The organism is Noviherbaspirillum saxi, assembly GCF_003591035.1.
GTDB classification, from domain to species: Bacteria; Pseudomonadota; Gammaproteobacteria; order Burkholderiales; family Burkholderiaceae_D; genus Noviherbaspirillum; species Noviherbaspirillum saxi.
The window spans coordinates 66,458-90,203 of sequence record NZ_QYUO01000003.1; the positions used below are offsets into that span (position 1 = coordinate 66,458).

21 protein-coding genes are annotated in these 23,746 nt (G+C 60.7%); 11 read left to right on the forward strand and 10 right to left on the reverse strand.

The features are described from left to right. Positions 1-10: 10 nt before the first annotated feature. Genes D3871_RS23565 through D3871_RS23585 form a run of 5 tightly spaced genes read left to right on the forward strand, consistent with a single transcriptional unit; the run spans position 11 to position 4,694 of the window. On the forward strand, positions 11-871 hold the full coding sequence (locus D3871_RS23565) for a MaoC/PaaZ C-terminal domain-containing protein (RefSeq protein WP_119771573.1): 861 nt from the start codon (positions 11-13) through the stop codon (positions 869-871). Between the two features lie 12 nt (positions 872-883). Further along, positions 884-2,458: a class I adenylate-forming enzyme family protein gene (locus D3871_RS23570; protein WP_119771574.1), complete on the forward strand. Its 1,575-nt coding sequence runs from the start codon at positions 884-886 to the stop codon at positions 2,456-2,458. Continuing rightward, a complete protein-coding gene (locus D3871_RS23575) occupies positions 2,455-2,811 on the forward strand; it encodes a hypothetical protein (protein ID WP_119771575.1) in 357 nt (118 codons plus the stop codon). The genes D3871_RS23570 and D3871_RS23575 overlap by 4 nt, the downstream gene beginning before the upstream one ends. Then, a complete protein-coding gene (locus tag D3871_RS23580; RefSeq protein ID WP_199724901.1) occupies positions 2,808-3,650 on the forward strand; it encodes an SDR family NAD(P)-dependent oxidoreductase in 843 nt (280 codons plus the stop codon). Before D3871_RS23575 ends, D3871_RS23580 begins: the two co-directional genes overlap by 4 nt. Before the next feature lie 27 nt (positions 3,651-3,677). Next, a complete protein-coding gene (locus D3871_RS23585) occupies positions 3,678-4,694 on the forward strand; it encodes a zinc-dependent alcohol dehydrogenase (protein WP_119771577.1) in 1,017 nt (338 codons plus the stop codon). 105 nt (positions 4,695-4,799) lie between these two features. Here D3871_RS23585 and D3871_RS23590 read toward each other — a convergent pair whose 3' ends face one another. The 5 genes from D3871_RS23590 to D3871_RS23610 form a co-directional block, all read right to left on the reverse strand. After that, entirely contained in the window at positions 4,800-5,933 is a 1,134-nt protein-coding gene (locus tag D3871_RS23590) for an epoxide hydrolase family protein (protein WP_119771578.1), read from the reverse strand. A gap of 69 nt (positions 5,934-6,002) precedes the next feature. Beyond that, positions 6,003-8,279: a CoA transferase gene (locus D3871_RS23595; RefSeq protein WP_119771579.1), complete on the reverse strand. Its 2,277-nt coding sequence runs from the start codon at positions 8,277-8,279 to the stop codon at positions 6,003-6,005. A 60-nt stretch (positions 8,280-8,339) separates the two neighbouring features. Beyond that, entirely contained in the window at positions 8,340-9,365 is a 1,026-nt protein-coding gene (locus D3871_RS23600; protein ID WP_119771580.1) for an aldo/keto reductase, read from the reverse strand. Next, on the reverse strand, positions 9,365-10,156 hold the full coding sequence (locus D3871_RS23605) for an enoyl-CoA hydratase-related protein (protein WP_119771581.1): 792 nt from the start codon (positions 10,154-10,156) through the stop codon (positions 9,365-9,367). Before D3871_RS23605 ends, D3871_RS23600 begins: the two co-directional genes overlap by 1 nt. A 25-nt stretch (positions 10,157-10,181) precedes the next feature. After that, the gene (locus tag D3871_RS23610) at positions 10,182-11,333 is read right to left on the reverse strand and encodes an acetyl-CoA acetyltransferase (protein WP_119771582.1); all 1,152 of its coding nucleotides are present in this window, start codon (positions 11,331-11,333) and stop codon (positions 10,182-10,184) included. 181 nt (positions 11,334-11,514) lie between these two features. Between D3871_RS23610 and D3871_RS23615 the strand changes: the two genes are divergently transcribed. The 4 genes from D3871_RS23615 to D3871_RS23630 all read left to right on the forward strand — a co-directional run bounded on the left by D3871_RS23615 (position 11,515) and on the right by D3871_RS23630 (position 15,754). Then, on the forward strand, positions 11,515-12,426 hold the full coding sequence (locus D3871_RS23615; protein ID WP_119771583.1) for an alpha/beta fold hydrolase: 912 nt from the start codon (positions 11,515-11,517) through the stop codon (positions 12,424-12,426). Between the two features lies 1 nt (position 12,427). Beyond that, positions 12,428-13,576, forward strand: a complete 1,149-nt coding sequence (locus tag D3871_RS23620; RefSeq protein WP_119771584.1) for an oxidoreductase — start codon at positions 12,428-12,430, stop codon at positions 13,574-13,576. Between the two features lie 63 nt (positions 13,577-13,639). Next, on the forward strand, positions 13,640-14,668 hold the full coding sequence (locus D3871_RS23625) for a Rieske 2Fe-2S domain-containing protein (RefSeq protein ID WP_119771585.1): 1,029 nt from the start codon (positions 13,640-13,642) through the stop codon (positions 14,666-14,668). Between the two features lie 18 nt (positions 14,669-14,686). Further along, on the forward strand, positions 14,687-15,754 hold the full coding sequence (locus tag D3871_RS23630; protein ID WP_119771586.1) for a dihydrodipicolinate reductase: 1,068 nt from the start codon (positions 14,687-14,689) through the stop codon (positions 15,752-15,754). A 15-nt stretch (positions 15,755-15,769) separates the two neighbouring features. Here the strand turns inward: D3871_RS23630 and D3871_RS23635 are convergent, their stop codons facing one another. Genes D3871_RS23635 through D3871_RS23645 form a run of 3 tightly spaced genes read right to left on the reverse strand, consistent with a single transcriptional unit; the run spans position 15,770 to position 18,918 of the window. Continuing rightward, complete coding sequence (locus tag D3871_RS23635) at positions 15,770-16,555, reverse strand: SDR family NAD(P)-dependent oxidoreductase (protein WP_199724903.1); 786 nt, start codon at positions 16,553-16,555, stop codon at positions 15,770-15,772. Continuing rightward, the gene (locus D3871_RS23640) at positions 16,552-17,607 is read right to left on the reverse strand and encodes a phosphotransferase family protein (RefSeq protein WP_119771587.1); all 1,056 of its coding nucleotides are present in this window, start codon (positions 17,605-17,607) and stop codon (positions 16,552-16,554) included. The genes D3871_RS23635 and D3871_RS23640 overlap by 4 nt, the downstream gene beginning before the upstream one ends. A gap of 27 nt (positions 17,608-17,634) precedes the next feature. Next, positions 17,635-18,918 carry an acyl-CoA dehydrogenase family protein gene (locus D3871_RS23645; RefSeq protein ID WP_119771588.1) on the reverse strand — a complete coding sequence of 428 codons (1,284 nt, stop codon included), beginning with the start codon at positions 18,916-18,918 and terminating at the stop codon, positions 17,635-17,637. Positions 18,919-19,100: 182 nt separating this feature from the next. On the opposite strand from D3871_RS23645, the gene D3871_RS23650 reads away from it, so the two are divergent. Beyond that, a complete protein-coding gene (locus D3871_RS23650) occupies positions 19,101-19,934 on the forward strand; it encodes an SDR family NAD(P)-dependent oxidoreductase (protein ID WP_119771589.1) in 834 nt (277 codons plus the stop codon). A gap of 73 nt (positions 19,935-20,007) precedes the next feature. On the opposite strand, the gene D3871_RS23655 is transcribed toward D3871_RS23650, so the two are convergent. Together D3871_RS23655 and D3871_RS23660 are read right to left on the reverse strand one after the other, a co-directional pair. Then, positions 20,008-20,523: a MarR family winged helix-turn-helix transcriptional regulator gene (locus tag D3871_RS23655; RefSeq protein WP_119771590.1), complete on the reverse strand. Its 516-nt coding sequence runs from the start codon at positions 20,521-20,523 to the stop codon at positions 20,008-20,010. A gap of 85 nt (positions 20,524-20,608) precedes the next feature. Further along, positions 20,609-21,793, reverse strand: a complete 1,185-nt coding sequence (locus D3871_RS23660; RefSeq protein WP_119772737.1) for an acetyl-CoA C-acyltransferase — start codon at positions 21,791-21,793, stop codon at positions 20,609-20,611. Between the two features lie 289 nt (positions 21,794-22,082). Between D3871_RS23660 and D3871_RS23665 the strand changes: the two genes are divergently transcribed. Continuing rightward, positions 22,083-23,711, forward strand: coding sequence for an AMP-binding protein (locus tag D3871_RS23665; RefSeq protein ID WP_199724904.1), 1,629 nt, complete (start codon positions 22,083-22,085; stop codon positions 23,709-23,711). Positions 23,712-23,746 lie beyond the last annotated feature (35 nt).

Consider the following 23,746-nt stretch of genomic DNA (forward strand, 5'->3'; position numbering starts at 1 on the left):
GGACTAACACATGGCAATCGATTACGAAAAGCTCCTGGCTCTGGCCATTCCCGATACGCAGCAAAGCTATACCCGCAAGGACGCGATCCTGTATGCGCTCAGCCTCGGCTACGGCGCCGACCCGATGGATGCGGCGCAATTGCCGTTCGTGTTCGAGCCTGACCTGCAGGCGGTTCCGACCATGGGGGTGGTGCTTGCGCATCCCGGCTACTGGCCGAGGTTGCTCGATACCGGCCTCAACTGGGTGAAGATCGTGCACGCGGAACAGGGCCTGGTGCTGCACAAGCCCCTGCCGCCGGAAGCCCATGTGATCGGCAAGTCGCGGGTGGTCGATATCATCGACAAGGGAGCGGAAAAGGGTGCGCTGATCAGTTATGAGCGCCGCATTCTTGAGCGCGACACCGGCGAACCGCTATGCACCATCTCGCAAACCATGCTTGCGCGCGCCGACGGCGGTTTTGGCGGCCCGGCACGTTCCGCACTGGCGCCCCATGCGATTCCTGACCGGCCGGCGGATTTCTCCGTCGAAATGAAGACGCAGGACAATGCGGCACTGCTCTACCGTCTCAACGGCGACTGGAATCCATTGCATGCCGATCCGGAGGTGGCGCGCAATGCTGGCTTCGAGCGCCCTATTCTCCATGGCCTTGCCACTTGGGGCATCGCCGGGCATGCGGTGCTGAAAACCGCATGCAACTATCACCCTTCCCGCATCAAATCCATTTTCGGCCGGTTTACCGCACCGGTATATCCGGGCGAAACCTTCCGCACCGATGTCTGGGTGGACGGCAACATTGCGAGCTTCACGGTACGTGCGGTAGAACGCAATGTCATCGCAATCAACAATGGTAAGGTGGAACTGCGCGACTAGCCGGAGACCGATATGCACGATCACTTCAACGGCGTGCGCAGCCTGTGGGACTTGCTGCTGCGTCGTGTCGAGCTTTCGCCCGACGCACCGATGCTCGTCGAGCCGGATGGCTGCGTCTGGAGTTTTGCACAAGCGGCGCGCCAGGTGGAACGGATCGCCGCCGGGCTGTATGCCAGAGGCGTTGCGCCGGGCACCCAGGTGACGTGGCAATTGCCTTCGCATGCACAAACCGTATTTTTGTCTTTTGCCCTGGCAAGACTTGGCGCGATCCAAAATCCCGTCATCCATCTGTACGGCAAAAAGGAAGTATTGGCGATCCTGAAACAGAACCGCTCCGCCTTCCACATGGTCCCTGTCTGCAGGCCGGGCGAACGCGATTATCCTGCGCTGGCCGCATCGATCTGCGCCGAACTGCCTTCGCCGCCACAACTGATTGCCTTCGATGACAGCCTGGCATCGGACGATGTCGGTCATCTGCCGCCGCCGGCTGCGGCGGACGAGGTACCGCGCTGGATCTATTACACCTCGGGCACCACTTCCGATCCCAAAGGGGCATGCCATACCGACGCCACGCTGATCGCCAGCGGCCGCGCGCTTGCCAAAGCCCTCAATGTCGGTCCCGGTGATGTCGGATCGATCACTTTTCCCTACGCGCATGTCGGCGGCTCGATGTACGCCATCATGCTGATCGTGTCCGGCATGTCGGCACTGGTGCTGTCCAAGTTCGTCGCTGACGAAGCTATCGCGCTGTTTCGCCGTTTCGGCGTCACCGCCAGCGGCGGCAGCACCGCGCACTACCAGGCATTTCTGGTGGAACAGCGCAAGCATCCACAGTCCCCGATTGCGCCCACCCTGAAGCTGCTGTCGGGCGGCGGCGCGCCGAAACCTCCCGAGCTGTATTTTCAGGCCAAGACTGAAATGCGCTGCACCATCGCGCACAGCTATGGTATGACTGAAGTACCGATGATCGCCGGCGGCTCGCCCCTGCATGAGGACGAGCAGCTCGCGCATAGCGACGGCATGCCGGTGGAAGACATGGATATCCGCATCGTGCATGCCGACGGCCGCCGCGCTGCGCTGGGAGAATCCGGAGAGATTCGGGTCAAGGGACCGACGGTGTGCAAGGGCTATGCGAATGCGGCGCTGAATGCCGACGCTTTCGATGCGGACGGTTACTTCCGTACTGGCGACATCGGCATGCTGCGGCCGGATGGCCACCTTGCAATCACGGGACGCCTGAAGGACGTCATCATCCGCAAGGGCGAAAATGTTTCCGCGCGTGAAGTGGAAGACATTCTCTTTTTACATCCCAAGGTCGCCGCCGTGGCCGTCATCGGCGTGCCTGATGCTGAACGCGGCGAACGCGTGTGCGCGGTTGTTGAACTCAAGGATGCCGGTGCACCGCTGGCATTTGATGAAATGGTCGGCTTTTTCGAGGCATCCGGCGCCATGCGCCAGAAAATTCCGGAGCAGCTGGAAATCGTCGACAGCCTGCCGCGCAATGAAACTTTTAACAAGATCCTGAAGTTCAAGCTGCGCGAGCGTTTTGCCGCAAGCGTGCTGCAATCAGGCGGAGAAACCGTATGACCCAGCAATACGTTCTTGTCATCAGCGACTGCAAGCCCGGTCGGGAAGCGGAGTACAACGAGTACTACGACAACCGTCATATCCCCGATATTCTCGAACACCAGCCGGAAGTGGTGTGCGCGCAGCGGTTCAGTGTTGCTTCCCATTTCGCGCCGGAGGGTTTGCCCTCATGGCGATTCTCGACCTTGTATACCGTTGAAACGGACGATATGGACGCCTATCTGCAACGCTCGACCGATTTGATGAAAGCCGGGAAAATTCCACCATCCGACGCCGCTGAACCGTCCACAGCCGCGGTATTCCGCCTGATCCCGCTGGGACCGGCGATCATTCGAACCAGGGAAGAGCAATGAGCACAATGCCCCCAGTCAATGAGCAAAACATCCGCCTCGACGGCAAAGTGGCGGTCGTCACTGCCGGCGCCAACGGCATCGGTGAAGGCGCGGCCATGAGCATCGCGCGCTTCGGCGGCAACGTCGTCGTCGCGGACAACGATGCAGAGAATGGAGAGCGCGTCGCCGCGGCGATTCGCGCGCTGGGACGCGAAGCGCTCTATATCCCTACCGACGTTACCCACACCGAACAGATCGAAGCGATGATTGAAAAAGCTGCCGCGCATTTCGGCCGGCTCGACATTCTTGTCAACAATGCCGGTGGTTCGCGTCGCATCAGGTTCATGGACCAGAGCGAGCGCAGCTGGCGCCGGCATATCGACCTGAATTTCATCAGCTTGCTGGCAGCGACACAGGCGGCGGCCAAGGTCATGATCAGCGCCGGCAACGGCGGCACGATCATCAATGTCGCCAGCAGCGAAGCCTTGCGCGCCGCGCCGGGGTATGCCGTCTATGCCGCCTGCAAGGCGGGCATGGTCAGCTTCACCCGTTCCATGTCGCTGGAGCTGAGCGATCATGGAATCCGCGTCCATGCGTTGGCGCCGGACATGATCGAGACGCCGGGGCTCAAGCCATATTTCGACAACGCCAGCGAGGAAATGAATGCCGCGCGCGACCGCTATATTCCGCTCAAGCGACTCGGATCGATCGACGAGATCGGCAGCGTCGTTGTGTTCCTTGCATCAAGCATGTCGTCCTACCTCAACGGCCTGACGATTCCGGTGGACGGCGGCGCGCTTGCTTCGAGCGGATGGACACGATCGCCGGCTGACGGCAATTGGAACCTGTACCATGGATAACAGCATGATGAAACAAAGGAGACAGCAATGAAACAAGTAAGACTGTATGGACAGAACGATTTGCGCATCGATGAAGTGAGCCGGCCCACGGCGGGACCGCGCGACGTCATTGTCAAGGTCGCGGCCTTCGGCATCTGCGGCAGCGATCTGAATTTTGCGCATGTCGGTTATGTCGGTCGCCCGACGGGCGCTGCAGTACCGCTCGGCCATGAACTGGCCGGCACGATTGCAGAGATTGGCAGCGACGTGCAAGACATCAAAGTAGGCCAGCGCGTCGTCGTGCATCCGATGAAAGAAGGAAATCGCATCGGCACAGGCGATCCCGATCACGGCGGTTTCGCGGAATTCCTGCTGGTGCGTGAAGCCAAGGTCGGCGATTCCATTTTTCCGATTGCGGATGACCTGCCTTTTGAACGGGCAGTACTGACCGAGCCGATCGCTGTCGGCATGCATGGCCTTAACCTGGGCGAGATCAAGAAAGGCGATCGCGCGGTGGTGCTGGGAGCGGGTCCGATTGGACTCGGCGCGATTTCGGCGCTCAAGTATCGTGGCGCGAAAAAAATCGTCGCAGTGGATGTCGTCGAGGAACGCCTCGAGCGCGCCCGCAAGCTCGGCGCGGATTTCACGATCAATCCGGCGAAGGCCGACGTGCGCGCCGAACTCGAAAAGTATTACGGCACTGTGCCGCGTATCGTCTCCGGCGAACCTCTCATCGATTGCGAGTTATACGTCGACTGCGCCGGACACGGCCCGCTTCTGCAGCAAACCGTGGTCATGGCCAAGGATGCCGCGCGTATCGTTATCCTGGCTCGCCACAAGGATGTGGTGCCGCTCGATGTGGTGCATCTGATGACCAAGGAATTGACGGTGCGCGGTGCGCTGTCCTATCCGACCGAGTTCCGCGAAGTCCTCGACATGCTGAGCGACAAGTTAGTCGACATCGATCCGATGGTCAGCCACGTGTACGACTTCGATCAGTTCGATCAGGCGTTCAAGATCGCGCAGGATCCGAAGCAGTCGGCAAAAGTCATCGTACGGGTCTGATGCCGTATTGACCCGCAGGCCCGGCACGAATCGGGCCATGGCTTGCCAAACAGGCTGAAAATAAAAAAGGGCGTCGCGCCCTTTTTTATTATGTCGGGACGGATATTACTCGCGGCCCCAGGCGCGCATCTCGTCAATGAACCATTGCGGCGATTCCATCGCAAGGAAATGCCCGCCTTCCGGAGGATTGCTCCAGCGTGTCAGCTTGTAGGTCAGTTCCACCCGGCTGCGCGGGGGCGAAGGCTGCAATGCGTCGCCGGAAACATCCGCATAGGCGGTCGGCGTCTCACATCGTTCGCCGTGCGGCATTAGCGCGAAGCCATCCATTGCCACGCCAGGGTAATAGCACGCGGCAGAAGCAAAGCTTTCGGTCATCACGTAAATCATGATGTTGGTCAGCAAATGATCCATGTTAAACACCTGCTCGAAGCCACGACGGCGCAGGTCTGCCCAGTCATGGAAACGCTCGGTGATCCATGCGGCCTGGCCAAGCGGATTGTCGGCCGCGGCCCAGGCAATGGAATGCGGCTTAGTGGTCTGCACCGCAGCATAAGCGCCGAATTTGCCGCGCGCCATCTCGGCTTGTTGCGCCCAGACTTTTTCGGCATCGTCGCGCGGCGGGTCCATGGAACGGAAGCCGAGCATGTTCAGGTGAATCGCCTCGACCGCATCGGCGTGGTTTCGCCCCAGCCATGAAGTGACCAGCGATCCCCAGTCGCCGCCTTGCGCGCGATAGCGCTTGTAGCCGAGCACTTCCGTCATCAACTTGTTCCACAGCGCGGCGGTGGCACGCTGGCCGATCACCTTTTGCGGCTTGCCGCTGAAGCCGAAACCCGGCAGACTGGGAATCACGAGATCGAATGCGTCTTCCGGCTTGCCGCCGAAGCGTGACGGAAAGGCCAGCGCTTCAATCACATCCCAAAATTCATAGTGCGACCCTGGCCAGCCATGCGTCAGCAGCAACGGACGCCGGCCCTGGGACTCGCCGACAACATGCACGAAATGGATAGCGAGGCCATCGACCTCCTCCAGAAACTGCGGATAGCGATTCAGTGTTTCCAGCGCCGCCCGCCAGTCATAGCTTTCTACCCAGTATTGCTGCAACTGTTTCAGAAATTCAGCATCGCAACCCAGCGCCCAGCCGACACCCGGCATCGAAGGCGGCAGACGGCAGTCCTTTACCTTTTGCAATACCCGGCTGACTGCCGGCTCGGACCATTCGACTTTAAAAGGAACCACATTGATCTCCTCAATGAACTTCGCGCGGAATCAGCCGCCGCAGAAGCATTTTCATGATTGAAATTTCTACTACTTGTTCACTACCTGTTTTGCCGGCAGCGCAACCACACCTTGCGCAACCAGCGTATCGATTTCCTCGGTGCTGAAGCCCAGTTCCAGAAGCACTTCCGACGTGTGCTGCGCAAGCACCGGCGGAGCCCGATCCAACGCAAGCGTCAGATCCCCGAAATCCCAGAATGCGCCGATCTGCTCATAGGTTTCATAGACCGGATGCGGATATGATGCCAGCAAGCCGGCGGCCTTGTTGGCCGGAGCATCGAAATATGCATCACGGTTCGCCAGGGCGACACGCACGCAAGGTATGCCGGCGGTGCGAAACAAGGCAATCGCTGCCTCGGTGCTCAATGCCTGAAGCCGTGCTTCCAGTTGCGCCACGTGCTCGCATTGACTGGCCGCCAGCACCTGTGCAGGCGCGTGCACTCCTTCAAGCGCGACGGCGACCCAGCCATCGGCGCAACGATATAGCCGGTTAGCGGCGGAGATGCCCATCTGGCCGGCATCGAGTTTCGGGTATGGCAGAAGGCTCCCATCGGCGGCAACCGCAGTCTCCACCGTGAACAGGCTGGCGCCGAGCAGCGATGCGGCGACTGCCTGCCCTTCGCCGGATTGCTGTCTGGTGTACAAGGCGGCTATGGTGGCCAACAGAGAGGCAAGCGCAGCCAGATGATCCATCATTCCGAAACGCAGCCATGTGGGCTGCGTTGCATCACCCGACGCCTCCTGCTCCCAGCCTGAGGCAGCCTGAAACAGCTGATCATATCCGGGCCAGTCCTTGCGCGGCCCTTCCGGGCCATAAGCACTGACATGTGAATACACCAGTCGTGGATTCAATTTCAACAGCGTTTCCTGGTCGATGCCGAGCTTGCGCGCGGTCGGAATACGCTGATTGTGATGCACTACGTCCGCGTCGCCTACCAGTCTTTTCAGCACAGCTGTCGCACCCGGATGCGAAAGATCGATGGCGATGTTGCGCTTGCCGCGTTGACATGCATTGAATGCCCATTCAGCAGGCCGGAGCGGTTCTCCACCGATCGCTTCGACCTTGATGACGTCGGCACCGAGATCGGCCAGCAGCATCGCGGCCAACGGTCCCGCAAGATAGCAACCGAAATCAATGGCCTTCAGTCCGGACAACGGTCGCTGGCCGTGCGTAGTGGAGGCCGGTAACGGGTGCTTCACCGAAGGGCGAGGTGACGCACTGGCGGTCACGCGATCGCTTCGCCGCGCAATGCGTACCGGCGGCGAGAGCGTGATCGGTACCGCCGCCTGCAGAACCGCTCCGTATTCAGCACAGTGTACGGTCTGCACATGGCCGTTCGACCGGGTTTGTTCGTCCAGAAACAGTTCGCCGGTTGCCAGCACGGGCTGCACCGGGACATCAGCCGCCCACAACGCGTTCAGCCAAAAGTCACGCGGCCGTGTCGCGAATATCTCGGTAAACGCCCCGATGTTTGGATAAACCCGGGGCCGCGTGCCGGCATGAAGGTCATTCGCAGCACGCACATTGTCTTCTCCCATTTGTGCCAGCATCACACGCACCGCTTCCGCCTTGGCGGGATTGCCCATCACGTGCATCCACTTGCCATCGCCGCATCGATACATCGGTTGCGGTGTCTGCTTCGGCATGCCGGCGGACAAAGCTGCGGTCGGCTTTGCCGCCCGTGACCAGTACAGCATCATCGGCAACATTGCGCCCTGTACCAGACTGGTCGCCACCGTACCGCCAGTTCCCGTCTGCCGCATGCGCACGAGCCGTGCAATGATGCCGATTGCGCAAAGATAGGAGGCATGCGCGCTGCCGAGCGGAAAATTAAGGTACGCTGGACCATCGCGCGCGACGGGCTCCTGTTCGTCCAGCAAGCCGGCCTCTGCCAGAACCAGCGTATCGTCCACCGGACGGTCGCATAGCGGATGAGATGCGGGCCAGCTGCCGATGGTGGCAAAGACGACATCGTCGCGACCCGAACACAGGCTTGCCTGATCCAGCCCCAACGCCGACATTTCCGCCGGCGTTCTGTCCTGTATCACTACAGCGGCGCCCTGCATAAACTCATGCAGAGTACGCCGCTGATGTTCGTCGTCGAGATCAATGTCGACGATGGCCTTGCTGCGGTCGCGCAGTGCCGAAAGCACCGGCGACAAGCTGCGATCACAGTCCTGGACGAGACGCAGCTTGACCACATCGGCACCGAGTTCCGCCAGCAGCAATGCGGCGGTTGAGCCGGCGCGGTGTCTGCTCAGATCGACCACACGAATGCCGTCAAGGCAATCGACTGAAGCCTGCATCCTTACTCCTTCGGAACAACGGAACACGTCTGGATAAAAATCGGATAGCAATCGGCAAACTTAATGCTCGATGCTGTCGTAAAAGCCGCCGCTGGTAATCGTACGGGTTTGCGCGATGAAGCTTTGCGGATAGGGCTGTTCGCGCGCGCTTGCCTGGCTGAGCGCCTGCAGGTGCGCTTCATCGATGCTGAACTCCAGACAGCCGAGATTGTCTTCAAGCTGAGCGACAGTGCGCGCGCCGATCAGCGGTATCACGCCGCGCTGGGCGCGCAACCAGTTCAACGCGACCTGCGATGCGGGACGTCCAATTTCCCTTGCAACCTTCATCAGCATGTCGGCAATGTTCAGCGAGCGCTCGTCCACTTTCTTCATTATCTTGCTGATGTCGAGCCGGCGTTGGCCGACTTCGGTGTTGGTGTTGTACTTGCCGCTGAGGATGCCTGACGCCAGCGGCGAATAGGCGAGCACGCCCAGGCCGAGGCTTTGGGCCATGGGCAGCAGTTCATGTTCGACATCGCGCTCGGCCAGGTTGTACTCGACCTGCAGACCGACGAACGGCGTCCAGCCGCGCAGCTCGGCCATGGTGTTGGCCTGTGCGACCAGCCATGCAGGCGTGTTGGAGACGCCGGCGTGCAGGATCTTGCCTTGCCGGACAAGATCCTCGAAGCCGCGCATGATTTCATCGACCGGCGTCATCATGTCCCAACCGTGCATCCAGAGTATGTCGATGTAATCGGTATCGAGACGACGCAGGCTGCGTTCGACCGAACGCATCATGCTCTTGCGATGATTGCCGGCGATATTGGCATTGCGCGTGCCCGGCACGTGCAGACTGTACTTGGTGCCGATTACCACTTCATCACGGTGTCCAGCCACCAGCTTGCCGAGGAATTCTTCGGAACGCCCCTCGCCATACACTTCGTTCGCCGTGTCGATGAAGTTGCCGCCGGCATCGCGATACAGTCGGTACAGATCGCCGCATACATCCGCGTCCATCGTGCCCCAGGCTTTCATGCCGAAATTCATCACGCCATAGGCAAGTTCCGAGACCCGCAGCCCTGAACGCCCCAGCAGGCGATAGCGCATCACGACCAGCTCCAGTCCGGCTCCCGCTTCTCCATGTACGCGGTACGGGCTTCCTTGGAGTCGTTATAGCGGGTGACGCGGCCGGTGTAATCCTGTTCCAGACGGTAGCCGTCCTTCAGTGCCATATCTTCGACACGGTTCATCGCTTCCTTGCCGAGGCGCAGACCGAGTGGGCTGTGCTTTGCGATTTTCAGCGCCAGTGCGCGGGCGGCTTCCTGCAATTGATCCGCAGGTACCACGGATTCAACCGCGCCAAGACGGTAAAACTCCTGCGCCGGCACCGGCTCTCCGGTCAGGTACATCACGCGTGTCTTGTGGGTTCCGACCAGGCGTTGCAAATGGCGGGCGCCGCCCAGCACACCGGCCTTGATTTCCGGCACCGAGAACGACGCGTTTTCGGCAGCGACGATGATGTCGCAGCAGGCAATCAGCACCAGGCCTGCACCGATGGCCAGCCCGTTGACGGCGGCAATCACCGGCAGCGGGCAGTCAAGCACCGCATTGAAGCAATCGCGCGGCGTGGCGCCTGGATCGAGCAGGTCGATAACGGTATCGCCCTCGGCCAGTTCCCGTGAATGGCGACGCGCCGAATCCTTCAGGTCGACGCCGGCGCAGAACAGGCGATCGCCGGGTGCGGTGAACACGATCACGCTTGCATCCTTCGAGCGGCCAAGCTCGGTGAAGGTTTGCGTAATCTCCCGAAACATTTCGGCGGTGAGCGCATTCACCGGCGGACGGTTCAGCGTAACGGTGGCGACGCGGTCGCGGATCTCGGTCTGCACGAATTTCATGATGCCTCCTTGTTATGCATTGTTCTTACAGCGTGGCGGCTGAGCCCAACACCATCGTCGCCTGGCTGGAAAGGGTGCCGCCGTTGGCATGCGCCAGCGCGAGTTCAGCACGATTGATCTGGCGTTCACCGCCCTGCCCGCGCAACTGCACGCATGACTCGACCATGGTGAACAAGCCGTACATGCCGGGATGGCAACAGGACAGGCCGCCGCCATTGGTATTGACAGGCAGCACGCCATCGGGACCGATGCCGACTTCCTTGACAAAGCGGCCGCCCTCACCCTTGGGACAGAAGCCGAGGTCTTCAAGGAACAGAATCGTGTTGATCGTGAACGCATCGTAAAGCTGGACCACATCGATATCCTTGGGTTGTACGCCCGCAATCTCGAACGCGCGCCGCCCCGATTCCTTGGCCGCAGTGGTCGTCAGGTCGGTCGCCTGATCGACGCCGGAATACCAGGTGGCTGCCGCTGCGCCCAGCAGGTAAACCGGTTGCGCATGCAGCTCGCGCGCACGATCCGCACGTGTCATCACAATGGCTGCCGCGCCATCGGTAACCAGGCAGCAATCGCGCACGCCCAGCGGGTCGGACACCAGCCGCGCCTTGAGACAGTCTTCCACACTCAATTCGCCCTTTGCGAATGCGTCGGGGTTGAGGTTGGCCCACTTGCGTGCGGCCACTGCCACTTCGGCAAGCTGTTCGCGGGTAGTGCCGTATTCATGCATGTGGCGCGCCGCCGCCAGCGCATAGGACGACAGCGGGGTGAGCGGCTTGTAGGGCTTCTCATAAGGCGATGCGACCCGCATCGACATCAGGCCGCCGGAAGCGGTGCGCTGGTTGCTGCCGTAGATGATGAGCGCGGTATCGATATAGTCTGCGTCCAGCATCATGGCCGCGACGATCGCATGCGAATGAAAGGCGGAGCCGCCGGTGCGGTTGTTTTCGGTGAAGCGCGGATGGATGCCGAGATATTCGGCAGCGCTTAGGCCCGACAGCGCATCGTCCGGCGTGCACACGAATAAGGCATCGACATCGGCCAGCTTGAGGTTGGCATCGGCCAGCGCAAGCAAGCCGGCGCGCGCCGCAAGATCGAGTGATTTGAGGCCCGGCGACTCGCCGATGCCATAAGTTGCCGCACCTACTATGGCGCTGCGGCCGCGCGGAAATCGCTCCATGCCAGGCTCACGAAAAAGACTACGACCATCGGAGACATGTCAGCCATAAAACTAACATGTATTCAGTTTTGTGCTACTCTAACCCAGTACCCGGAAAGTCGCAAGCGACCGCAATCCCGAATCGCGCCTTGTGCCGGCTCGTCGGGTCCACGACAAACAATTCATTTCGGAAAGAACGACCATGACGCTCGCACTCAAGCAGATCGCACCCGCGCCCGGCGCACCCGTTAGCGTCCCGATACCGGAATGGTTCCGATGGGCGACGGTGCAAGAGCCTGCGTCCCGTTTCGTGAATGCCAACGACAGCCGTTTGCATTATCTGAGCTGGAACATGCAGGACACGAGCAAGCCGGTATTGTTGTTCGTGCATGGCTTCCGCGCGCATGCACGCTGGTGGGGGTTCATCGCCCCCTTCTTCACAGAGACCCATCGGGTGATCGCGATGGATCTGTCGGGCATGGGCGACAGCGCCTGGCGCGACTGTTATTCGACTGAAACCATAGCGGATGATATTACCGGCCTGATTGAGACGCTCGGTCTTGATCAGGTGACAATCGTCGCGCACAGCTATGGTGGACTCTGCTCGTTCCGCGCAGCGTCGCGCCGTCCCGAGCTATTCCGTCACATGATAGTGATCGATACCTTCGTCATCTTCGAAGACATTGCGCTCCCGACCGATCCGGCGCCGATCACTGGCCGTACCTATCCTGATTACGTGGCCGCCCGCAAACGCTATCGCCTGCTGCCGGAACAGCCTCCGGCTGCCGACTACGTCATGGATTACGTCGCGCACCATTCGATGCGCGCAGCCGACGGCGGTTTCCGCTGGAAGTTCGATGGCAGGCTGCAGGCACAGGATACCCACTTGTGCGACGGCGAAGCGATGCTGTCCGCCGTGACCGCGCCGGTAGATTACGTATGCGGCGAGCGCAGTGCGCTGGTCTCGCGCGAACATGCCGAACGCGTGGTTGCCAATCTGCGCGAAGCACGTGGCCCCATCGCCGTACCGGACGGTCAGCATCACCTGATGCTGGATCAGCCGCTCACCGTTATCAGTACCTTGCGCGCACTGCTTGCTTCCCGAAGAAAATAAAATGACTGAATACCACGCTCCGTTACTGCAATCGCTCAGCATCCGTTCCACCAGACTGCGCAGCCGCATCGTCATGTCGCCCATGACACGCGGCTTCTCCCCCGACGGCGTGCCGGGAAGCGACGTCGCCGACTACTACCGACGCCGCGCGGAAAACGGCGTCGGATTGATCGTCACCGAGGCGGTCGGCATCGATCATCCGGCCGCCGTGGGCAGCGCCGGCTTCGACGAGCACGACGTACCGCATATGTTCGGTGCCAAGGCGCTGGATGGATGGAAACGCGTGGTCGCCGATGTCCATGCCGCGGGCGGCGCCATCTTTCCACAGCTATGGCATCAGGGGGTCATGCGCGAGCCGGATACCGGTCCCTGTCCCGCGGCACCTTCATGCCGTCCATCGGGCGACTGGGGACCGACCGGACGCCCTACCTCGCTCAGGCCCGATTACATCTCGCGCATGGCGCCTGCCACACAGGCGATGACGGAGAGCGACATTCAGGAAGTCATTGATGCATTCGGCCGCAGCGCTGCCCACGCCAGGGAATGCGGATTTGACGGAATCGCGATCCTTGGTGCCCACGGCTACCTGATCGATTCCTTCCTGTGGGCGGAGACCAACCGGCGCAGTGACCGATGGGGCGGCGGCCTGAAGGAACGTACCCGTTTCGCGGTGGAAGTTGTGAAAAGCATCCGCCGCGCCGCAGGTGAAGACATGCCCATTCTGTTCCGCTTTTCGCAATGGAAGCAGCAGGACTTCAGCGCCCGCCTGGTCAACACGCCGCAGGAACTGGAACAAATGCTGGGCCCGATCGCCGATGCCGGTATCGACGTATTCGATGCCAGCACGCGCTTCTTCGCCAAGTCGGCGTTCGAGGGATCGGACATGACACTGGCCGGATGGGCCAAGAAAGTCACTGGCAGGATGTCGATGGCGGTCGGTGGGATCGGCATGCAGGCCGATGGCCGCGATCCTGCCGCAAACGCGAAGCCGGACAATCTCGACCGGGTACTGGAACATATCCGGCGCGAGGAATTCGATCTGGTAGGCCTGGGCCGGCCTCTGATTGCCGATCCTGGGTGGCTGGGCAAGCTGTTGTCCGGTTCACCGGCGAACCCATACACGCAGAGCCTGCTGGACAAGCTGTGCTGATGCGCCTTTCCGACCGGCGTGCATGAACTAGCCGGGTCGTTTTTAAAAAATGGAGAAGACAAGATGATTCATGAAAGCCTCAGCATGAAGCTGACCGGCTGGTTCCAGGTAGGCTGGTCGGCGGATTTGTCCGTGGGTACCGTCAAACCGCTGCGTTATTTCGGCGAAGACCTTGTCGCCTTCCGCTGCAAGGCCGGCAAGGTACGCATCATGGAAGCGCATTGCAAGCACTTGGGCGCGCATCTTGGCCATGGCGGTTGTGTTGTGGATCAAGGCATCCAGTGTCCGTTTCACGGCTGGGTATGGGGTACCGACGGCCGCAATGCGCTGATTCCGTACAAGGAAGGATCGATCAACCGCACGCGCCAATTGAAAGTCTGGCATGTCGCGGAAAAGAACGATTGCATCTATCTGTGGCACGACGCAAAGGGCCGAAACCCGTTGTGGGAAGTCCCGGATGCCTTCAAGGATTTCGGCGCGCATGTGAAACGGTTTCACTTCGAGCCCCCGGGTCCCGAGGCGCGCAGCCATTGGCCGAACCTTCACCTGCACCCGCAGATGCTGATCGAGAATATTGTCGACCCTCACCACTTCAAATACACCCATTTGACGAAGGATTCGCCCAAGGTACTGTCCGAAGAGATCGGCAAATGGGAATGGCGCGCCACGGTCGGCTTCGGCCGCCGTTGGGCGCAGGGACTCATGCCGCCGACAGAGACGCTCAACACCATCATCATCCACTGGTCTGGCCCCGGCATCAGCATCAATGTCGAACATACGCCGGCCGGCATGCGCGTGGTCTGCATCAACTCGACACCGGTCGACGACGACTCCGCGGAAATTTTTGCAACCTACTGGATCAATCGCACCGAGGACGATGCGCAATCCTATGCGGCCCGGCTCGACGAAGCGAAGATCGCTCTTCCGCAAGACGTCAACATCTGGCACAACCAGCGCTTCAATCCGAATCCGGCGCTCACCGCGGAAGAGTGGCCGGGCTGGCGCAAAGCGCGCACGTGGACGAAGCGCTTCAATCCCGATGCGACGCAGGAAGATGAAAACTGGTTGCCGGAACAACCGGCCAATACTTGATCGCGGACCGCTATTACAATGAAAAAACTTCGCGTCATTGTTTGCTATACCGGCGGCGTCGGCCGCCAGGTCATTCGACTTCTGGCGGACCACCCCGGAATCGAGCTCGCAGGCGTCCTCGTGCACGATGAAAGGAAGGAAGGCGTCGATGCGGGCATACTGAGCGGCATCGAACCCCTTGGCGTTTTCGCCACGCGTGATTTGGAGAAATTGCTGGCCCTGTCCGTCGATTGCGCCTTATGGCATGGCAAATCCTGGAAATCGGAAATCGTGGAGCGCTTGCTTAACCGGGGAATCAATGTGTATTCCGGTATCGGCGGCTGGTATTTGCACGGGGAACCGGAACGATCGGCGCTGGAGAAGGCATGCCGGAGCGGCAATGCCACGCTGGTGGCAGGAGGCAATATTCCCGGCCTGATCAGTGATGTGCTGCCGCTCTTTGTTTCCGGCTACGCCGGCCGGGTCACCGCGATCCGCGCGAGGCAACGCGGCTATAACGCGCACTATCCCTCCGCAATCCAGTTGAGCCAGGGATGCGGATTCGGCATTCCTGTCGACCAGCAAAAAAGCGCGGCAATGATCGATGAACTCTGGTTATGGGGGATGCGGCAGTCGGCGCACATGGTGGCAGATGGTTTGGGACTGCCGCTGGACGAAGTGAAGATCACCAATAAGGAATACGCGATGGCGCCGGAAGACATGGTGCTTGAGGCAAGCGGTTTGCACATTCCTGCAGGTACGCCTGCGGGTGTGCGCTGGACATTTACCGCCTATTCCGCCAGTCATCCATTCCTGCAGATCGTGAACGAGCAAACGGCGCGGCTCGAGCTTGGCCCGGACTGGCGACAGCGTGCGGACGAACCGAACTGGCGTGTCGACATCGATGGGTCGCCCCGCATTTGCTGCGAATTTTCCGCTTATCCGGGCGACGACGGAACCGATCACTCGGCCGCGCTCAATGCTGCACGGGCGGTCAACTTCGTGCCGCGCATTGTCGAAGCGGCGCCCGGCTGTCTGTCCATCCTCGACCTGCCGGCACCGCGCGCCACGCACTTTGCATTCCCGGCTCAAACGATGCGGCGCTAGGCTAATCTTTTCCGGTCAAGAAACCTGATCCGGCATCATGTAATTCAGAGCAAGCCGTCCGCCGTCGGCATAGACGGTTTGACCTGTCATGAACCCAGCATCCGGACCAGCAAGGAAAATCACCGTTCCGGCGATTTCTTCCACCGTGCCGAATCTCCCCAGCGGCGTGCGCGACAGTACTTGCTTCAGCAACGCCGGCTGTGATTGCAGTCCCGCCGTCAGCTGCGTCTGTACCGGTCCCGGCCCCACTGCGTTGACCCGTATGCCATGCGGCGCCAGCGCCACCGCCATCACCTTGGTCAGCATGTCGAGTCCGGCCTTGCTGATGCAATAGGCTGCCTGCATGTCGACCGCCAGCTTGCCGCCGACCGACGATACATGGATGATGGATCCCTTGCGCCTTGTTTCCCGCATATGCCTGCCGACCAGCTTGCCGAGGACAAACGGGCCGCGCAGGTTGACCGCAAGTACGCGATCGAAATCGTCATCGTCAAGATCCCAGTAAGCCGAAGGCGGGCCGCCGATGCCGGCCGCGCAGACGCAGATATCGATTCCGCCGACACTGTCGAGCACGGTCTTGACCAGCGCGCGCATTGCGTCAGCGTTGCCTGCATCGGCCTGCACATAGCCGCAGGCAAAGCTGAGGTCATTGCCGTTGCGAGCACTCTCTTCATCGAGCAGGTCCACGATCACCACGCGGGCTCCCGCCTGCGCAAAGCGCGATGCGCAGGCATGACCGATACCGCGCGCACCGCCGGTGATCAACACCACTTTATCCAGGAACGACATCGCGGCGCTCATGTCGCCAACTGCCGCGCCTTGGCCATCAGCCACAACGCATAGTTGTGCAGGAAATCGCCCATTTCCTTCGATGCCTTGCCGGCGCAGGCACGGGCATAGGTTCCTTCCAGCAGGCAGGCCAGCTTGAAGCAGGCGAGCACAAAGAACCACGGCATGTCCGACATGTCGCGGCCGCTGAGATCGCCGTACAGCTTGACCAGCACGTCGCGCGATACAAAGCCGTCCCACGGCTCCACCGCGGGCTTGCGGCCGCCGACGTCCGGGTCCCCCGGTTCGGTCCAGCTGGTGAGGATCCATCCGAGATCGAGCAGAGGATCTCCCAGCGTCGATAGCTCCCAGTCGATGAGTCCGGCCATGCGCGGTGCATCTTTGTGGAACATGACATTAGCGAACTGAAAGTCGCCATGAATGATCCCGATACGACATTGTGCAGGCCGATGACGCTCCAGCCAGGCGCTGATTTCATCGACATGCGGCAGCGAGGCGCCGGGATAGTTGGGGAGGTCGCGGTAACTTTCCAGCTGCGTGCGCCAGCGCGACACCTGTCGCTCCAGCCAGTTGTCCGGCTTGCCGAAGTCGCGGAGCCCAACGGTCTCGTGATCGACGGCGCCCAGCGCCGCTGCGGCGGTCACCATCTCGATGCCCATTGCGCGCCGCCATTCGGGCTCGCTCGCATAACCGCCCGGCAACTTGCCGATTGGAGTAAAACCATCAAGCGGAGCCATGACGTAGAACGCAGCGCCGATCACCGTTTCGTCGGCGCAGGCGGCAAAGAACTCCGGATGCGGTACTGCGCTCCCCTTGAGCGCCGACAGCACGCGCGCCTCGCGCAGCATGGTCTGGTTGCTGTTGGCGCGCAGGTGCTTGGGCGGACGCCGCAGCACGAAACGCGCGTCCTTGCGACTCAGAAGAAAAAGGTTGTTCTGCGATCCGCCGGACAGGCGTTCGATCGCGGTGACCGGTCCGCTGCCGGGCAGCGGCTGGGCGATTATCCATTCCTGCAGCCGCGGCCAGTCGAGCAGGCCGTCGAAGTCGGGAAGCAAAGTGGTCATGATTTGCCTTTCTTTGAAAAGTGCCGGTCAGTACATGCCTTCGTATTTCCTGCGCGCCGCTTCCCTCCGCGTCAGCAGGTGCGCGCTCGGGAACATGCCTTCAGCCGGTCTGGCTTGCTTGAGCAGATTCTTTGCGACAGTGCCTTTATGAACTTCGGTCGGCCCATCCATGATGCCCATCATCGCCGCATAAATCCACATGTGGCCCAGCGGCATTTCGTCCGATACGCCAAGTGCGCCATGCATGTGGATCGCACGCTGCACGATGTCATGGAACACCTTGGCCGACGCGACCTTGATGCCGGCGATATAGAGCTGATTGGCTTTGTACTCATGCCCCTGGTCGATCAGCCATGCGGTATGCAGCACCTGCAGACGGAATTGCTGCAGTTCTATCCATGAATCGGCGATATAGCCCTGCACTGCCTGCTTGTCGCCAAGCAGCGAACCCTTGGTGGAGCGGCTCACTGCACGCTCGGTCATCATTTCAATCGCGAGTTGGCATTGACCGACAGTGCGCATGGCGTGATGCACACGGCCGCCGCCGAGCCGGGCCTGCGCCACGGCAAATCCCTGCCCTTCTTCTCCAAGCAGCGCATCGGCGGGAACCCGCACGTTTTCATAGCGGATATAGGCATGGGCGCCCTCGCCGACTGGCTCGCCATGTACGCCGGTATTGCGCAGAATATTGACGCCGGGCGTATCGGCCGGCACCAGGAACATCGAAGCGCCCTTGTAGATGGGCACGTCAGGATTGGTCACGCACATCACGATCAGGACTTCGGCGTAGCGCGCATTGGAAGAGAACCACTTCTCGCCGTTGATCACCCATTCATTGCCTTCGCGCACGGCAGTACATTCGAACACGCCGGGGTCCGCGCCGCCCTGCGGTTCCGTCATCGAATAACAGGACACGATGTCGCCATCGAGCAGCGGCTGCAGATAGCGTTGCTTCTGTTCCTCGGTGCCGAACATTGCAAGAATCTCTGCATTTCCCGTATCCGGCGCGGCCGTCCCGAAAATGGTCGGTGCCCACAAAGAGCGTCCGAGGATTTCATTCATCAGCGCCAGCTTCACCTGGCCATAGCCCTGACCGCCGAGTTCCGGCCCGAGATGGCAGGCCCACAGCCCCTGGCGCTTCACTTCTTCCATCAGCGGCCTGGCGATAGCCCTTGCTTTCTTGTTGCCGATGTCATAGCAGTCGCCGGCGTGCGGGAACAGCATGTCGAGCGGTTCGCATTCCTTGCGGACGAATTCCTTCATCCAGTCGAGCTTGCTTTGGAATTCCGGGTCGGTTGAAAAATCCCACATGTGATCGTCTCCTTGAAGATGGTTGGCACGACAGTGCTGTCGGGCTACGGGTTTGCGCAGGCAGCGAGTCAAACGCGTCTCGCTTTGACAGCAATGTGACAGATTGACAGTTTGCTGTCAATGTTTGAAAATGTCTTGGTCGCGGCGGTTTTCCCTATGCCGCATGAATCGGAGAGACAAACATGACGGAAAAACAGACAGGCAAGGCGCTGGTGACCGGCGCAAACCGTGGGCTGGGCAAGGCCATTGCGCTGGAGCTCGCGACGCGCGGCTTCGATGTGATTGCCGGCGTGCGCGATCCGGCGTCAGCGGTGCAGCTCTTGGAGGAATCCCGCACGCTGAAGGGAAAGATCGAGGTCGAGGCGCTCGATGTGGCAGCACTCGGCGATTACCGTCCGCCCGAAGATTTACAGCTTCTGGTCAACAACGCCGGCTATCGCGGCCCTTATCTTCCAATCGAGGAAGCGGCCCTGGACGAATGGCGCAAGACCTTCGAAACCAACTTCTTTGGCGTGATCGACCTGACGCGGCGCGCCATACCGGCGTTACGCAATGCGGGCGCAGGCATCATCTGCAACATCGGTTCGCTGGGGGCGTATACGCCGCTGCCGTTCTACTCGATCTATCGCGCCAGCAAGGCGGCGATCGCCGCGCTGTCGGAGGGCTTGCGCATCGAGCTTGCCCCCTTCGGCATCCGCGTCATCGAAATCCCGATCGGCGGGGTCGATACCGACATGCTGCGTTCGAGCATCGCGCATCGTCCCCCGGATGCGATCGCCTACGAGCTTTACCGCCCGATGGCGCAGGCCCAGGCAGCGATGTCGGAGTCAGCCCGCGTCAACGCACTGGCGCCGGAAATCGCGGCGCGAAATGTGGTCGATGAAATATTTCGCGTCGGGCCCTTGCGCCGCGCCTGCGATCCGAATGCGGTGAAGGGCTTGGAGTACATTGATTCCACTACCGAAGAAGAGCGCATGCAGGCAATGCTCGAGCGCTTTGGCGTGAAAGCCGGCTGAGGGTTTCTAAGTACATGCCGAGCGCATCGATGCCATCGTGCAGGCGAACGCGCTCGCATAGCCCAGCGTAGCGCTACTTCTTCGCTTTGTTCATGCGCGGATGCAGGTCGGCGAACTCGGCGTCGACCGCTTCGGGATGCTCGAGGTATTGCCTTATGCGGCGTAGCACCGCAACCGCATGTTCGACTTCGTCCCTGCCGATGGCAGCACCGATACGGTCGGTCCATTGACCGCGCGAGTCGGCATTGAGCGCATGCGCGGCCAGACCCGCTTCCGTGGCGACCAGCTGCTTTGCGCGCTTATGATGCGGATTGTCTTCGAAACTGACCAGCCCTCTCTCAGCCAGTTCATTGGCGGTGCGCTGCACCGATTGGCGTGTCAGGCCGAGGCTGCGTGCGATCTTCGCCACCGTGGGAGGCTCGGCGGCGCGCACCACCGCGGTCAGCAGCAATCCTTCCGAATGGCTCTGGAGCCCGCGCGTCTCGTTCAATTCACGCGATGCGGAAAGAATGCGCCCGCGCAGGCGCAGCACCTCGTCGACCAGCACCTCGACAGCGCCCCCTGCCTCTGTATGAAACTTTTTTTGCATAAGACCAGAGGGTGCCAGTCTGACAGCATGTTGTCAATTGAGGAAAAGGCGCGATTCCATGTCACGCTATGGGTTGGGATTGGTATTAAAGCACTTCGAACAGGCCGGCGGCTCCCATGCCGCCGCCGACGCACATGCTGACCACGACATACTTGACGCCACGGCGGCGTCCTTCGATCAGCGCATGGCCTACCAGACGCGAGCCCGTCATGCCGAAAGGATGGCCAAGCGCAATCGCACCGCCATTGACATTGAAACGTTCGGGGTCAATACCGAGAAAATCGCGGGAGTACATCGCCTGACAAGCGAAAGCCTCGTTCAGCTCCCACAATCCAATGTCGTCCACCTTCAGGCCGTGCTTGGCCAGCAGCTTGGGAATCGCATAGATGGGACCGATGCCCATTTCTTCCGGTGCCAATCCGGCCACCATGAATCCGCGATAAGCACCCAGCGGCGTGAGCCCGCGCTGTTCGGCCAGTTTGGCTTCCATCAAGACGCAAGCCGATGCGCCGTCCGATAGCTGGCTGGCATTGCCGGCCGTAACGCAACCGCCCGGCACGACCGGTTTCAATGCGGCCAGGCCTTCGGCGGTGGTATCGGCGCGGGGTCCCTCATCCTTTGTCAGTGCGACATCCTTGTAGCTGACTTCCTTAGTCTCCTTGTTGACCAGTTTCATGGTCGTTTCCAGCCCGACGATCTCCTGGTCGAAGCGCCCGGCCGCGAGGGCGGCGGCAACGCGTTGCTGAGACACCAGGGAAAACGCATCCTGGCTTTCGCGGCTGATGCCGTATTTCTTTGCCACGAATTCCGCAGTGTCGATCATTTGCATGTAGGCATGCGACACCATCTCGACCAGGCGCGGATCCTTTTCGCGCAGCGACCATTCACCGTAGGCTGGCGCGAGTTCGCTGACATTTTCCGCGCCGCCGCCGATGACGATATCCATGCCGTCGCTAATGATTTGCTTGGCGGCAATCGAAATCGCCATCAGGCCGGACGCGCACTGGCGGTCCACCGTCGAGCCGCCGGCCGTCACACCGAGGCCGGCCCGGAGAGCCGACGCGCGCGCCAGGTTGCGTCCCGCGCTGCCTGCAGTCATCGCGCAGCCGATAATGACGTCCTCGACTTCCACGCCGTCGATCCCGGCACGCCGTACCGCGTGCTCGATCGCGTGCGCAGTCATCGTCGGCGACTTGATGTTGTTGAGTGCGCCGCGGTGTGCTTTTGCAATCGGAGTACGTGCGGTGGAAACAATAAGGGCTTCACGCATGATCAGGTTCTTTCTCGAAAAGTTGTAAGGTGCACAATTGGCAGCGGGCATCTGAGGCGCATTGGCTGCTGCCGGCAACGAAGGAAACATAGCCGGCGTGAAAATTTTCCGCGGCCTGCCGGTGAAAAACACCACCCCTTCTCAAAAACTGGTAAAGTGTCAGTTATTCGAAATTGAACTATGAGGCCGTTTAATCCCGCCGTCAAGAGCGGTCCCGGCGGCAATCGCTCCGGTCAGGCCGCAGTCAGGCATTCCCGGCATTACCCGATAAAACCCAAGGAGATTCAGGATGGATATGAAGCAGTTGGCCCCATGGAAGGCCGGTGAGCAGGACACGATCAACGCCGTACTGCGCCGCGCTGCAGAGCGGCACGGTGATCGCATTTTTCTGGAATTTCTCGGCGACGAATATTCATTCGCCGAAGTCAGCCGCCGTGCCTGCCGGCTTGCCAATGGCTTGAGCGCGCTGGGAGTCAAGCAAGGCGACACCGTCGTCACTATCCTCGACAACTCGGCCGACGCCGTCTTCATCTGGCTGGCGATCAACAAGCTCGGTGCGATCAGCGTACCGATTAATACCGCGCTCAAGGGCGAATTCCTGCGACATCAGGTCGGCGACGCCGGCGCCGGCGTCATCATTGCCGAGCATGACTATGCAGAGCGCGTTGCCGCCATCGCAGACCGTCTGCCGGAGTTGCGTACGCTGGTCTACCGCGGAGACATGCCGAACCTTCCCGGCTTCAAGCAATCCATGCTTCCATGGTCTGAAATCCTCAGCACCAATACCGCAGACCAGGACGTCGACGTCAAGCCGCGCGACCTTGCGATGCTGATCTACACCGGCGGCACGACCGGTCCCTCGAAGGGCTGCATGATCAGCCATAACTACGCAGTGACGTTTGCGCATCAGATGATCCGCCTGACCGCGCGTACCCAGGATGCGATCACCTGGACGCCGCTGCCGCTGTTCCACAAGAATGCAGTTTGCTCCACGGTGCTGGTCAATCTCATGATCGGCGCCCGCGTCTCCATCTATACGCGTTTCTCGGTATCGAATTTCTGGCCGGAGATCGAACGCACCAAGGCGACCGATGTCGCGATGCTGGCCGCGATGTTCCCGATGATTGCCAAGGCACCGGACAACGATGCGATGAAACGCTGCTACGGCCAGCTGTTTGCTGCCTGGGGCGCGCCCTTCCCGCCCGACATCCAGGCGATCTGGAAAGAGCGCTTCGGCGTCAAGCATACGGTGGCCGGCGGTTTCGGCCTGTCCGAATGTTCGCTGATGACGCTGCTGCCGTTCGGGACGCCGGCGCGTCCGGGCAGTTCGGGCCTGCGCAATGAATGGTTCGATGTGCGCATCGTCGACGACAACGATGTCGAACTGCCGCCAAATACGCCGGGCGAAATCATTGTGCGTCCACGCATGCCGCACATCATGTTCGAAGGCTACTGGCGCCGTCCGGAAGATACGCTGAAGGTGATGAAGAATCAGTGGTTCCACACCGGCGACATCGGCATGTTCGACGAGGATGACTATTTCTACTTTGTCGACCGCAAGAAGGATTACCTGCGTCGCCGAGGGGAAAACATTTCCAGCTTCGAGGTCGAGAATGCATTCCGCGCGCATGAAGCGATCGAGGATGTCGCCGCCCATGCGGTGCTGGATCCGCTTGGCGAGGACGAACTCAAGGTCACCATAGTACTCAAGGCTGGCGCGCAGCTGGACGCGGAAACCTTGTGCAAATGGTCGATCGAGCATCTGCCCTACTATGCCGTGCCCCGCTATTTCGAGTTCCGCACCGACTTCCCGCGTAGTCCGGTCGGGCGCATCCTGAAGTACGAGTTGCGCGATCAGGGCGTCACGCCGACCACCTGGGACCGCGAGAAGGCCGGTATCGTAATCAAGAAGCGTTGAAACAGTTCACCGAGAACTGGTCACAACCCGGTAGC